The 12,864-nt window shown below is 71.9% G+C and carries 12 protein-coding genes; 1 reads left to right on the top strand and 11 read right to left on the bottom strand.

Translation table 11 applies throughout. The features are described from left to right. Nucleotides 1-52 precede the first annotated feature (52 nt). Entirely contained in the window at nucleotides 53-1,057 is a 1,005-nt protein-coding gene (locus tag ACH4D5_RS04915; protein ID WP_398298672.1) for an LLM class flavin-dependent oxidoreductase, read from the top strand. 180 nt (nucleotides 1,058-1,237) lie between these two features. Here the strand turns inward: ACH4D5_RS04915 and ACH4D5_RS04920 are convergent, their stop codons facing one another. The 11 genes from ACH4D5_RS04920 to ACH4D5_RS04970 all read right to left on the bottom strand — a co-directional run bounded on the left by ACH4D5_RS04920 (nucleotide 1,238) and on the right by ACH4D5_RS04970 (nucleotide 12,845). Next, on the bottom strand, nucleotides 1,238-2,488 hold the full coding sequence (locus ACH4D5_RS04920; protein WP_398298674.1) for an ABC transporter permease: 1,251 nt from the start codon (nucleotides 2,486-2,488) through the stop codon (nucleotides 1,238-1,240). Then, nucleotides 2,485-3,249: an ABC transporter ATP-binding protein gene (locus ACH4D5_RS04925; protein WP_398298676.1), complete on the bottom strand. Its 765-nt coding sequence runs from the start codon at nucleotides 3,247-3,249 to the stop codon at nucleotides 2,485-2,487. The genes ACH4D5_RS04920 and ACH4D5_RS04925 overlap by 4 nt, the downstream gene beginning before the upstream one ends. After that, nucleotides 3,246-4,664 carry a peptidoglycan-binding protein gene (locus ACH4D5_RS04930; protein WP_398298678.1) on the bottom strand — a complete coding sequence of 473 codons (1,419 nt, stop codon included), beginning with the start codon at nucleotides 4,662-4,664 and terminating at the stop codon, nucleotides 3,246-3,248. Before ACH4D5_RS04930 ends, ACH4D5_RS04925 begins: the two co-directional genes overlap by 4 nt. Continuing rightward, nucleotides 4,661-5,251, bottom strand: a complete 591-nt coding sequence (locus ACH4D5_RS04935; protein ID WP_398298680.1) for a hypothetical protein — start codon at nucleotides 5,249-5,251, stop codon at nucleotides 4,661-4,663. The genes ACH4D5_RS04930 and ACH4D5_RS04935 overlap by 4 nt, the downstream gene beginning before the upstream one ends. Before the next feature lie 170 nt (nucleotides 5,252-5,421). Beyond that, nucleotides 5,422-6,792 carry a cation:proton antiporter gene (locus tag ACH4D5_RS04940; protein WP_398298682.1) on the bottom strand — a complete coding sequence of 457 codons (1,371 nt, stop codon included), beginning with the start codon at nucleotides 6,790-6,792 and terminating at the stop codon, nucleotides 5,422-5,424. A 5-nt stretch (nucleotides 6,793-6,797) separates the two neighbouring features. Then, entirely contained in the window at nucleotides 6,798-7,325 is a 528-nt protein-coding gene (locus ACH4D5_RS04945; protein ID WP_398298684.1) for a flavin reductase family protein, read from the bottom strand. Between the two features lie 9 nt (nucleotides 7,326-7,334). Then, nucleotides 7,335-8,897: a tryptophan halogenase family protein gene (locus ACH4D5_RS04950; protein WP_398298686.1), complete on the bottom strand. Its 1,563-nt coding sequence runs from the start codon at nucleotides 8,895-8,897 to the stop codon at nucleotides 7,335-7,337. A gap of 88 nt (nucleotides 8,898-8,985) precedes the next feature. Further along, on the bottom strand, nucleotides 8,986-9,198 hold the full coding sequence (locus tag ACH4D5_RS04955) for a ferredoxin (RefSeq protein WP_398298688.1): 213 nt from the start codon (nucleotides 9,196-9,198) through the stop codon (nucleotides 8,986-8,988). Nucleotides 9,199-9,238: 40 nt separating this feature from the next. Next, nucleotides 9,239-10,444: a cytochrome P450 gene (locus ACH4D5_RS04960; protein ID WP_398298690.1), complete on the bottom strand. Its 1,206-nt coding sequence runs from the start codon at nucleotides 10,442-10,444 to the stop codon at nucleotides 9,239-9,241. Between the two features lie 8 nt (nucleotides 10,445-10,452). After that, nucleotides 10,453-11,568, bottom strand: coding sequence for a cytochrome P450 (locus ACH4D5_RS04965; protein WP_398298692.1), 1,116 nt, complete (start codon nucleotides 11,566-11,568; stop codon nucleotides 10,453-10,455). A gap of 71 nt (nucleotides 11,569-11,639) precedes the next feature. Then, nucleotides 11,640-12,845: a cytochrome P450 gene (locus ACH4D5_RS04970; RefSeq protein WP_398298694.1), complete on the bottom strand. Its 1,206-nt coding sequence runs from the start codon at nucleotides 12,843-12,845 to the stop codon at nucleotides 11,640-11,642. Between the last annotated feature and the right edge of the window lie 19 nt (nucleotides 12,846-12,864).

Raw genomic sequence — 12,864 nt, forward strand, 5'->3', positions numbered from 1 at the left:
CTTCGGCCAGACGCGGTCAAGGTTGGTTTCCGGCCAGGTGAAGGGGTCTCCTGTGGAAGCAGTCCGGTTCTCTGTCCTCGACCGTTCGCGCACCCGTGAGGGGCACGACGGTCCGGAGGCCCTGCGCGACACCGTGCGCCTCGCCCAGGACCTGGAAGCTCTCGGATATCACCGTTTTTGGGTCTCGGAGCACCACGGTGTGCCCGGTGTCGCGGGGTCCGCGCCGACGGTTCTCGCGGCCGCCGTCGCGGCGGCCACCCGCACCATCCGGGTCGGCACGGGCGGCGTGATGCTGCCGAACCATCAGTCGCTCGTCGTGGCCGAGCAGTTCGGGGTGCTCGAATCGCTCTTCCCCGGCCGGATCGACATGGGGCTCGGCCGGTCGGTGGGCTTCACCGACGGGGTGCGCAAGGCGCTGGGGCGCGACAAGCACGACGCCGAGGACTTCGCGGCTCAGCTGGCCGAACTGCTCGACTGGTTCCGCGGCACGTCCGGCACGGGGGTGCGGGCCCGCCCCGCCGAGGGCCTGAGCGTCCCGCCGTACGTCCTGGCCGTGGGCGAGGGCGCGACGATCGCCGCCGAGGCGGGTCTGCCGCTGGTCATCGGCGACCTCCGGGGCCGCGAGAAGATGCTGCGCGGCATCGAGCGGTACCGCGAGGGTTTCCGGCCCTCGCCGTGGCTGGCCGAGCCGTACGTCATGATCTCGGGCACCGTCGCGGTGGCCGAGAGCGAAGAGGCAGCCCGTCGCCTGCTGCTTCCGGAGGCCTGGTCGATGGCGTACTCCCGCACGCACGGCACGTTCCCGCCGCTCCCGCCGGCCGAGCGCGTGGAGGCGATGGCCATGACGGACAAGGAGCGCGGCTTCTACGAATCGGGGCTGAGCGGCCATGTGTACGGCACCGAGGAGCAGGTGGCGGACGCGCTGCGGCGGGTGATCAAGGAGAGTGCCGCGCAGGAGGTCCTTGTGACGACCAGTACGTACGACCGCGCCGGCCTGCTGGACTCCTTCAGGCGGCTGGCGCGGGTGGCGGGCCTGACTCCGGGCGGGGGCGCGTAGGGCAGGCGCGAGTAAGGCAGGGCCCCGCCCGCGTCGCGGTCCGGGATCGGCCCGGAGGCGGCGCGGACGGGCGCGGTGCCCCCGTGGCACGGGGGACGGTTCCAGCGGAAGCACCGCGGTCCCAGTGGCCCTCGCGGCTGCTTCGCCAGGGCCCTCGGGGGTGGGCTCGGGCGAAGGCGCTCACGTGGTCGCCAGTGCTTCCGTCGGGGGCAGCCGTGCGGCGCGTACGGCCGGGTAGAACCCCGCGAGTCCACCGATGACCAGCGTGGCGCCGACGCCGCCCGCCATCGCCCAGAACGGGACGACGGACGGCCAGCCCTGGTAGGCGGAGTACCCGCCGGTGACGGCGATGCCGAGCAGGACGCCGCCGAGGCCGCCGAGGGCGGACAGGAGCAGCGCCTCGGCCAGGAACTGGGTGCGGATCTGCCCCCGCGTCGCGCCGAGCGAGCGGCGCAGGCCGATCTCGGAGCGGCGTTCGAGGACGGAGATGACCATGGTGTTGGCCACCCCGACGCCGCCCACGAGCAGCGCCACTCCGCCGAGGCCGAGCAGCAGTCCACTGAGGGTGTCGTCGGTGGCTTCCTTGGCGGCCAGCGCGTCCGAGGGGCGCGAGACGTTGGCCTCGTTGGGGCTCTCGGGGTTGGTGGTGGCGCCGAGGACGGCCTGGACGTCGTTGACGGCCGACTCCTCGGCCCGCGTGAAGATGGTGGTCGGGGAGCCGTCGAAGCCCAGTTCGCGCTCCGCCGCGGTCCAGCCCACGAGGGCCGACGAGTCGAGCGAGGGCACGAGTTCGTTGGGGGCGAGCAGGCCGACGACGGTGAACCAGCGGCCGCCGAGCCAGACCTTCACGTCCTCCCCCGCCTGGTGGACACCGAGCTGTTCGGCGGCCTTGGGGCCGAGGACGACGGAGGGATAGCGGCTGTTGGCGGCGTTGAGCCAGCGGCCGTCGACGATCTCGGCGCCGACCGACTTCGGCAGGTCCGTCCTGGCGGCCGAGACGTTGAGGCCGCCGGTCTCCTCCTCGGGCGTGTGGTCACTGCGGTAGACCTTGGCGTCGGTCTTGCCGATGGCGGAGACCGACTCGACGTCGTCCATGTTGGCGATCATGTCGACCGACTCCACGGGGAGACGGGCCTCCCCGCCGCTGAAGTTCTGCCCCGGGGTGACGGTCAGGAGGTTGGTGCCGAGGGCCTGCAGCCTGCGGTTGAGGTCCTCGGTGGACGAGGTGGAGATGCCGACCACGCCGACCATCGCGGCGATGCCGATGGCGATGCCGAGCGCCGAGAGGAAGACCCGCATGGGACGGGAGCGCAGGCCGGAGCCGCCCACCCGCAGCACGTCGGCCGGGTTCATCCGGGCCGGCCGGGGCCGCCGCACGGGTTCGGAGGGTTCGGGAGCGGCGGCCCGCTCCAGTTCCTTGATGCCGGTCATCGCACGGCCTCCTGGTGGGGAACGAGGGACGAGGAGCCGCCGCCCGCGACCGAGTCGTGCTCGATCCGGCCGTCCTTGAGGCGCACCTCGCGGGGCAGGGTCGCGGCGATGTCCCGGTCGTGGGTGATGACCACCACGGTCGTTCCGGCCTCGTGCAGCTCGTGGAGGAGCTCGATGACGACCGCTCCGGACCGTGAGTCAAGGGCGCCGGTCGGCTCGTCGGCGAGCAGCAGCGGCGGGTCGCCGAGCACCGCGCGGGCGATGGCCACGCGCTGCTTCTCGCCGCCGGACAGCTGGTGCGGCTCGTGGTAGAGCCGGTGGCCGAGGCCGACCCTGCGCAGTGCGCGCTCGGCGAGGCGGCGTCGCTCGCCGCGCGGCCTGCCGCTGTACAGCAGCCCGTCCGCCACGCTGTCCAGCGCCGGTACGCCGTACGCCAGGTGGAACTGCTGGAAGACGAAGCCGATGGTGTCGGCCCGCAGCGCGGACAGTTCACGGTCGGACAGGTCGGCCACGTCGTGTCCGTCGATGCGTACCCGTCCGGACGAGGGGCGGTCCAGGGTGCCCATGATGTTGAGCATCGTGGACTTGCCCGACCCCGACGGGCCGACGATGGCGAGGAGTTCGCCGCGCCGGATGACGAGGTCCGCGCCGCGCAGGGCGGCGACGTCCTCGTACGTCTTGGAGACCCCGGTCAGCTCGACCACCGGCCGGTCCTGCCGGTCCGTGGCGGGCGCGGGGAGCTCGCGGCTGGCCAGGCTCACTTGGGAACCCCCACGACGGTGCCTTCCTTGATGCCCTTCCCGGACACCTCGACCCTGCTGTCGGCGAACATGCCGAGCTCGACCGGCCGGTACTCGGTGCCGTCGGCGGTGACGACCTCCACGGCGTACCCTCCGCCGCGCTGTGCCACCAGGGCGGCCACGGGGACGACGAGGACGTCCTTGCGGGACTCCGCCTTCAGCGTGACCTCGACGGCGGCGGCCTGGTAACGGCCGAGGCCCTTCTGGTCCTTCACCGTCAGCTCGACGGGCAGGGTGGCCTTGTCGTCGGACTCCCCGGAACCCGCGTCGCCGGAGCCGCCCGCGGAGTCGTCGCTCTGCCCGGTGGACGGCGTTCCGATGTCCGTCACCTCGGCCTCGACCGTGTTGTCGTCCGGGAGCTGGACGGTGGCCTTGGTGCCCTTCTCGACGAGGTCCTCGAACTGCACGTCGAGGTCGACGCTGACGATCCGCTCGGTGCCGGTCCAGGAGAGCACGTCGCCGCTCAGGGCGGCGCCCGGCGAGGCCTTGACGTCCGCGACGCGCCGGGCGTCGGGGGCGACCACGGCGTCCCCGGCCCGTACCGTGCCGGTCTCCTCGCGGTTCAGGTCGTCCTGCCAGTCCTTGACCGCTTCGGCCGTGGCGGAGTTGTACGTCTCGTCGACGGTGAAGCCCTTGTAGCCGAGGGCGCGGAGGTTCTTCTCCAGCATCTCGACGTCGTCCCCCTCGCTGCCCGACTGCAGGGTGCGGTAGAGGGGGAACGAGCCGTACAGGAGCGGGACCCGCTGCTGGTCGACGCGGTAGACGGTCTCGCCGCGCTCGACGACGGTGCCCTCCTCGGGCACCCAGGTGACGATGCCGTCGCCCGCGCTGCCGCCGGAAGCCCCTTCCTGGCCCGACTGACTGGACTGGCCCGACTGCCCTGACTGCGCGGACTGTCCGTCGCCCGTGCCGGCCGCCGCGGCCGGGGCCTGCACGGTGGTCGCGTCGCCGTAGCCGAGGTTGCCGTCGACGCTCTCGGTGTCGGTCAGCGTCGTGCGCTCCACCTTCGCGGTGGCCGGCGGGCCCGCGGGCGCGGATCCCCCCGAGTCACCGCTGTCGCCGCCGATGGTGCCGGTGGCGGCGACGCCGGCCGCCGCGGTCACGGTGATCGCGGCGAGCGCGATCAGCGAGGTGCGCAGCGGGCGGCGCCTGCGACCGCTGCCGGCCGGTGGCTCCTCCTCGTCCGCACCCGCCACGGAGACGCGGTTCTCCGCGGAGACGGTCTCCAGCTCGGAGGCGGTGTCCGGCGCGGCGGTCGTGTCGAGCGCGGCGCCGCCGGTCCTGTTCGCCGACACCTCGCCGGATCCGTGGCGTTCCAGCGCGCCGGACGGCTCGCCGGAGAGCGGTGGTGCTTCGGTCTCGTCGCGGCCGGTCACTCGGGGACGCCTCCCCCTTGACCGTTGTTCATCATCATGCCGCCACCGGGGTACTTGCTCTGGCAGGCGCCCATGGCCTTGGTGAACTCCGGGCCGCCCGGGGTGATGCCGGTGCCGTTGATGTCGATCTTCATGTTGCTGCCCTCGATCTCCGGGTCGGGGAACTTGTCCAGCCCGTTCTCGCGCAGGCACTTGGCCCACGCCGAGACCTTCTTCGAGTCCAGGGCCTCGCCCCCGCCCCCGCCGCCGAGGCCCTGCGGGGCCTTGTCCCGGCAGGCCTCCTCGGCCTTCTTGTACGACTCCGAGTTCACGTCGACCCCGTCTCCGGGGGTGAGCCTGACGCCGCCCGTGTCCTGCTGCGGGTCGGGGTAGTCGGCCGCCCCGTTCTCGCGCATGCACTTCGAGTACGCGAGGCCCTGGTCGAACGGGCTGGTCGGGGAGGCGGACGGGTCCTTGTCCGACGAGGCGGCCGAGGAGTCTCCCGAGCAGCCCGTGAGGAGCGACCCGGTGACGAGAGCGGACGCGGCGACGAGTACGGGTGCGATGGTTCGCTTGCGGGCGAATGCCCGCTTCTGTGTGGTGAACATGGACCCAACTTCTACGCGGCGGGCGGTCACACGGCGGGCACAAAGCCGGGCGTCCGCACAGTGCCGCCATGGGTGGCGCAGAGCGCGCCGGGGCAGGCCGGAACGGCCGCGTGCCGAGGGCGCGCGGCCGTTCCGGTTCGCCCCCGGTATGCGGGGGCGCGGGGAGCCGGTCAGGGCTCGGCGCGCTCCGGGCTGCCCCGGGCCTGTGGTGCGCCGCGCCACGCCGTGAGCCTGTGCTCCTCCTCCTGCGTGGAGTCGATCCGCTTCATGGCGGCCTTGAGCAGCGGCGGCGCCATGACGGAGGTGACCACCGCGACCAGCACGACGATCGTGTACGTCCTGGTGTCGAGGATGCCGAGCCGCAGCCCGACCATGGCGACGATCACCTCGATGACGCCGCGCGCGTTCATCCCCGCGCCGAGTGCCAGCGCCTCCCAGCGGCTCAGTCTGCTCAGCCGCGCCCCGATGTAGGCGCCCGCGAACTTTCCGAGGATCGCGACAGCGAGGACGAGCAGCGCGGCCGCGAGCACCGGCGGGTGCCGCAGTGCCCGCAGGTCGATGCGGAGTCCCGCGGTCGCGAAGAAGACGGGGGCCAGGACGGCGAGGACGACCATGCGCAGCGACACCGTGCGGGCCCGGTCGAACTCCCCGCTCGAACCGATGAGCATGCCGCAGAGATACGCCCCGAAGACCGCTTCGAGGCCGAGCGCCTGGGTGCCGGCCGACGCGAGCAGGATCATCGCGGCGGCCGCCGAGACAGTCCGCTCGTCCGAACCGCTGCACAGCCGCAGGGCTCTGCGGACGACCGGGCGGCCGATCAGCAGGGCGAGCAGGAGGACCAGCAGGAGCGAGCCGATGGCCTCGGCGAACACGCCCGCGGTCAGTCCGCCGACGGTCATGGCGGAGACCACGGAGAGCATGAGCCAGCCGAAGGTGTCGTCGATCATCCCGGCGGCGAGGGTCAGTTGGCCCACGTCGCGGTGGATGAGGTCCATGTCCATCAGGGTCTTGGCGATGACGGGGATGGCGCTGACGCACATCGCCACGCCCAGGAAGAGCGCGAACATCTGCCGGTCGGCCGCGCCGATGCCGAGCATCCGCGCGAGCGGGAAGCCGAGACCGACCCCGAGGGCGAGGGGCACGAGGAGCCCCGCGAGGCTGACGCGCAGCGCCGTGGCGCCCCGGCGACGGATCATCCGCAGGTCCATCTCGATGCCGGTGAGCCCGACGAGGAGGAGCACCGCGAGCTGTCCGACCGCGTCGAGGAGGTGGACCTGCCCGGGATCGGAGGGCAGCAGCCAGGCCGCGGCGTCCGGCGCCACCCAGCCGAAGAGCGAGGGGCCGAGGAGGACGCCGGCGCTCAACTCCCCGACGATCGCGGGCAGTCCGCAGCGGGCCGCCAGCCTGCCGAGCATGATGGCGAGCAGCAGCAGCACGCCGACCTGCAGCAGGAAGACCAGCAGGGCGTGCGCCGCGATCGGCGGCACGGGCGCGGCCGCCCACACCAGGTCGGCGGCCGCGGTCGGCCCGGTGCTGTGCACCGTGTTCACCTCCCGGGTCTGGATCCGGCGCCCCGTTCACCGGCCGCGGCCGGTACGCCCGGGGAGAGTTCGCTGTACCTGCGGAAGCCGTAGAGGAGCGCGCTCTGGTGGCGGAAGCGCTCGACGGAACGCACCGCCCCGACGACGATCACGTGGTCGCCGGAGGGGTGGGTGCGTTCGACGGTGCATTCCGCGACGGCGTGCGCGGCCTCGATCAGGGCGGGGCTGCGGGTGCGGCGGGACGGCCGCCAGGCGACGCGGTCGAACCGGTCGGGCGCGCCGGAGGCGAAGAGCGCGGCGACCCAGTCGGCCTCCCCGTGCAGCAGGTTGACCGCGAACGCGCCGCTGGCGAGCACCGCGCCCAGGGTCGGGCTGCCGCTGCGCAGGCACGTCAGGAGCGTCGGCGGGTTCACGCTGAGGCTGCACAGCGAGGAGCACGTCATCCCGCGGGGCTCCGCGCTGTCGTCCCGGGCCGTCACGACCGACACGCCGGTCGGGAACGACGCCATCATGTCGCGGAACTCGGTGTCCATGTGCCTCGCTCACACCCCGTCGCGCATGCGCTTGAAGTACTCGTTCTGCGTCGGCAGGGTGCGCACCAGCGACCGCGCCTTGTCCTTGATCGCCTGGAACTCGGCGAGCGCCTCCTTCTCGTCGACCAGGTCGAGTGCGGGCGACGGCTTCACGGGGATGCCGCCGGTGCCGAGCAGGATGCAGTTGTACGAGTAGGGCGGCAGGCCGTGGTAGCGCGGGTAGACCGTGCCGGTGTCGGGGACCTTGCTCTCCCACAGTTCGAGGCGCTCGGCCAGCGAGTCGGGCACCTTCCGGGTCTTGGTGTCCCGCCAGTACTGGTTGTCGGCCCGCTTCGCGCCCCGGTAGTGCAGGACGAGGAACTCGCGTACGCCGTCCATCACATGGGTCAGGGCGCTGTTGTACTGCTCGCGCAGCGAACGGTCCCAGTCGGCCGCCGGGTAGTACTTGACCAGCTGCTCGATCGCGTAGTGGATGAAGAAGATCCCGGTCGACTCGAGTGGCTCGACGAAGCCGCTGGACAGGCCGATGGCCACGCAGTTGTTGACCCAGGAGCGGCGGCTGCGGCCGATCCGCATCCGGATGTGGTTGGCGGGCACGTCGGCCGCGGCGGGCCCGACGAACTCGCGCAGCGTGCGCTCGGCCTCGTCGGGGTCGATGTAGTCGCGCGCGTAGACGTATCCGGTGCCGATGCGGCTGATCAGCGGGATGGTCCAGATCCAGCCCGCGTCCTGGGCGGTGGCCGTCGTGCAGGGCCGGATCGGGTCCTTGTCCATGTCCATGGGGACCTGCAGGGCGACCGCGCTGTCGTTGGGCAGGGTGTCCTGGTACGGCACGAAGGGTTCTTCGAGCGCCTTGTTCAGGAGCAGGCCGCGGAAGCCGGTGCAGTCGACGAAGAGGTCACCCTCCAGCAGGCCGTGCTCGGCGGTCCGCACGTGGGAGAGCCAGCCGCGCTCGTCGAGGCCGACGTCCACCACGTTGTCGACGACGTGCCGCACGCCGCGCTGTGTGGCGTACTTCGTGAGGTACTTGGCCAGCAGGTGCGCCTCGAAGTGGTAGGCGTACGGGAATTGCGCGCCCTGGTACTCGGCGATCGTGTTCGGCGGCGCCTCGCCCTCGACGAAGTCCTGTTCCAGGAGGCGGTTGTCGAGGTAGCGGGGGCTGCGGTCGGCGTCGATCACCGAGGCCATCACGAAGCAGTCCACGTCGAACCGCTCGGTGGTGGGGTGGCGCAGCCACCAGTCGGTCAGGGGGAAGCCCTTGACCGACCTGAGTTGCTCGAAGGGGTGGTAGAAGTGGTGCCCGGGCTCGCGCCAGTTCTCGAAGCGGACGGCGAGTTTGTACGTGGCGTTGCAGGCGGGCATCCAGTCCCGCTCGGCCAGGCCCAGGAACTCGAAGAAGTGCCTGATGTCGCTGAACGTGGCCTCGCCGACGCCGATGGTGCCGACGTCCGCCGACTCCACCAGCGTGATGTTGATCCGGTCGCCGAAGGCCGCCGTCAGATACGCGGCGGTCATCCAGCCTGCCGTGCCCCCGCCGACGATGACGACGTTGCGTACAGGAGCATGCGTCATTTCCCCCACCCCACTTTGATGATTGAGCACCGGTGCGCGGATGCACCGATGCGCCGGTGTGTCGGCGCACCGATCCACCCGCCGCGGCCTACCGGCCGCGTTCGTCCTGACCGCTCAGCGTGATCGCGCCGGCCGGACACCTCGCGGCCGCGCCGCGTACCGCGGCGGCCGCACCGGGCCCGGGCCGTACCGCCTTGAGCAGCACCTTCCCGTCGTCCTCCGACTGGTCGAACACAGCGGGTACGTAGCTCATGCACAGGCCGGAGCCCGCGCACCTGCCGCGGTCGACACGTACCTCCATCTCTCGCCCCTCTCGCCCCTCTCGCCGGGTGGTCCCGGGATCACCAGGTGACCGGCAGCCGCTCCACGCCGTACGCGGTCGACCGGATGCGGAACTCGACGTCCCGCGTGGGCACCGCGAGCCGCAGGCCGGGGAAGCGCCGCAGCAGCGCCGCGTAGGCGATGCGCAGCTCCATCCGGGCCAGCGCGGCGCCGATGCAGTGGTGGATGCCGTGCCCGAACGCGACGTGCGGCACGGGTTCACGGGTCACGTCGAGCCGGTCGGGCTCGGGGGTCAGTGCCGGGTCGCGGTTGGCCAGCGGGATCGAGCAGACGACGGTGTCCCCGGCCCTGATCAGCCTGCCGCCGAGCGTCACGTCCTCGACGGCGGTGCGGGGCGTCGGCGCGTGCGGCACGGACAGATAGCGGAGCAGTTCCTCGACGGCGCGGTCGAGGGCCGCCGGGTCGTCGCGCACCAGGGCGAGCTGGCCGGGGTTCTCCAGGAGCGCGAGGGCGCCGAGGCCCAGCATGCCGGAGATGTTGTCGAGTCCCGCGAGCATCAGCAGGATGCAGATGCCCCGCAGTTCCTTGTCGGTGAACTCTGCTCCGTGGTCGCGCACCAGCATGCCGAGGAAGCCCTCGTCGGGGTCCTTGCGCTGCCGGGCCACCAGTGCGGCGAGGTAGCGGGTGAACGCCGATCCGGCGGCGGTGCGCTCCTGGCGTCCGCTGCCGGTCGCCAGGTGGGCGTGGCAGCGGCGCAGGAAGTCGTCGCGGTCGTCGCGGGGCACGCCGATCAGTTCGCACAGCACCGGCCCCGGGGTCGCCGACGCGAACAGCTCGGCGAGGTCCGCGGGGCGCCCGGCGCGCTCCATGGCGTCGAGGCGCTCGGCGACGATGTCCTCGATGCGCGGCTGGAGTCTGCGCATCCGCCGGACCGTGAACTCCGGCGTCAGCATCTTCCGCAGCCGGGTGTGCTCGGGCGGGTCGTAGTCCATCAGGAGCCCGACGCCCTCGTCGGGCCGCCGGTCGTCCTCGCCGGCCGGCTCGCGCGAGCCGAAGCGGCGGCGGGTCGAGAACCGGACGTGGTCGCCGAGGACCCTGCGCACCTCTTCGTGGCCCGTGACCAGCCACAGGGGCTCGCCACCGGCGCCGGGGGCCAGGCTGACGCGGGTGACGGGCCCGTCGGCGGCGAGGCGGCGCAGGTCGTCGGCCGGGTCGAAGCGGGTGCGGCGGGTGTGCAGCGGTACGGCTGCGGTCTCGTGCGGCATGTCGCCCCTTACCAGGCCACCGGCAGCGTCTCCACGGCCTTCGACGTGAAGCGGAGTTCGTCGCGCGGCACGGCGAGCCGCACCTCGGGGAACCTGCGCAGCAGTTCCGCTATGGCGATGCGCAGTTCCATCCTGGTCAGCGGTGCGCCGAGGCAGTAGTGGATGCCGTGCCCGAACGCCATGTGGCGGCTGTTGTCGCGGGTGATGTCGATGGGCTCCTGCGGCTCCCCCGGCGAGCTGGTGTTGTTGGCGCCGAGCAGGGAACAGGCGATGGACTCCCCCGCCTTGACCGTCTTGCCCGCGAGGGTGACGTCTTCCAGGGCGGTGCGGGGCGAGGCGTGCGAGATGATCGACACGCTCCGGATCAGCTCCTCCACCGCGTGGTCGATCAGCTCGGGACGCTCCTTGAGCAGGGCGAGCTGGTCGGGGTTCTCCAGCAGGGCGAGGATGCCGAGGCCCAGGGTGCCGCCCACGTTCTGGATGAAGGAGGCGAGGAGCGTCGCGGCGGTGCCCGTCAGTTCGGCGGGGCTGAGGTCGGCGCCGTGCCGCTGGATGAGCCGGCCGAGCATGTCCTCGCCGGGGTCGCGGCGCTTTCGCGCGGTGAACTTGCTCAGGTAGATCAGGTACGAGTTGCCCGCCGCGTCCCGCTGCTCCCGGTCGGGGTTGTCGATGCGGTTGGTGTCGAGGTGGCGGGCCAGTTCGGCCTGGTCGTCCCGGGGTATGCCGAGCAGCGTGCAGCCGATGAGGCTCGTGGTGGGCCACACGAAGTGCGGTACGAGGTCGATCGGCTGCTCGGCGCCCTCCATGGCGTCCAGGCGCTCGGTCACGATCTTCTCGACGAGCGGTTCCAGGGTGCGCACCCGCCGCAGTGTGAACTCGCCGGTGAGCATCTTCCGCAGCCGGGTGTGCTCGGGCGGGTCGTAGTGCAGCAGGTTGCCGGGCTGGACGAGGCGTCGGGAGTCCTCGATGGTGTCCGCGGGCGGCAGCGTGGTGAACCGCTCCGTGTCGCCGAGCACCGCCCGCACCTCTTCGTACCCCGTGGCGAGCCAGGCGCGTTCCATGGTTCCCGGCGGGGTCATCTCGACGAGCGGCGACTGTTCGGTTTCGTCCAATGGCTTGGGCATTCTCGGAATCCTTTCGCCCTTTCCTACGAGTCTGAATTCGGTGCCGCGCAACCGTCAAGGATGTCCAAGTGTCACCACCGGACGAGGAGTTCGTCTATTCCGTAGTTCGGTGTCCAGGTGCGGAATCGGATTTCCTCGGCGGGTACCGCGACGCTCAGCTTCGGGAACCGGTGGAACAGGGCCGCGATCGCGATGCGCAGCTCGACCCGGGCCAAAACGGCGCCCAGGCAGTGGTGGACGCCGTGTCCGAAGGCGAGGTGTCCGGAGTTGTCGCGGGTGATGTCGAGGGTGTCCTGCGGCACGCCGTCGACCGGGGTGCGGCTCACCGCGAGCAGGGAGCAGATCACGGACTCGCCGGCCCGGATCAGGTGCCCGCCGACGGTCACGTCCACCAGGGCGGTACGGGGTGTGGCGTTCTGCACGGACGAGACGTAGCGGATGAGTTCCTCCACCGCCGAGGTGATCAGGTCCGGCCGCTCCTGGAGCAGGGCGAGCTGGTCGGGGTGGTCGAGCAGGGCCAGCGGGCCGAGGCCCAGCATGCCGCCGATGTCCTCAAGGCCGGAGCCCATGATGGCGGCGGCCATGCCCGTCAGTTCCTCGTCGGTGAGCTCCGCGCCGTGCCGGCGGATCACCATGCCCAGCAGGTCGTCGCCGGGGTCGCGGCGCTTCTGCCGGACGAGCCTGCGCATGTAGATCATGTACGCGTTCACGGCCGCCCGCTGCCGCTCCCGCTGCTCGCGGCTTGTGTGCCGGCCGAAGCCGGTGCCGGTCCTGCTGATGTTCAGGTTGCGGGCGAGTTCCGCCGCGTCGTCGCGGGGCACGCCGAGCAGTGCGCAGCCCACCAGGCCGGGGATGGGCCAGGCGAAGTGCCGCACGAGGTCGGCGGGTTGCCCCGCGCCCTCCAGGGCGTCGAGGCAGTGCGCCACGATCTCCTCGATGAAGGGTTCCAGCCTGCGGATGCGCCGGAGGGTGAACTCGGGGGTGAGCATCCTGCGCAGCCGGGTGTGCTCGGGCGGGTCGTACTGGCGCAGGTTGCCGACCTCGATCTGTGGTTTCCCGCCGCCCCTGCCGTCGTCGAGCGGCAGCATGCTGAACCGGTCGTCGCCGAGGATCGCCCGCACCTCGTCGTAGCCGGTGGCGAGCCAGTGGCGGGCCGGGGCGCGCCCGCCGGTGTCCAGTTCGACGAGCGGTGTGCGGGCGCTGAGTTCGGTCAGTTCGGGTACGGGTTCCAGTCCGTTCCTGCGCGTGTGCGCGGAGGTGCTCACTGCCTTCGACATTCAGGGTCCCTTTCGCCCT

This window comes from Streptomyces sp. NPDC018029 (genome assembly GCF_044327655.1).
In the GTDB taxonomy this organism is placed as follows: Bacteria; Actinomycetota; Actinomycetes; order Streptomycetales; family Streptomycetaceae; genus Streptomyces.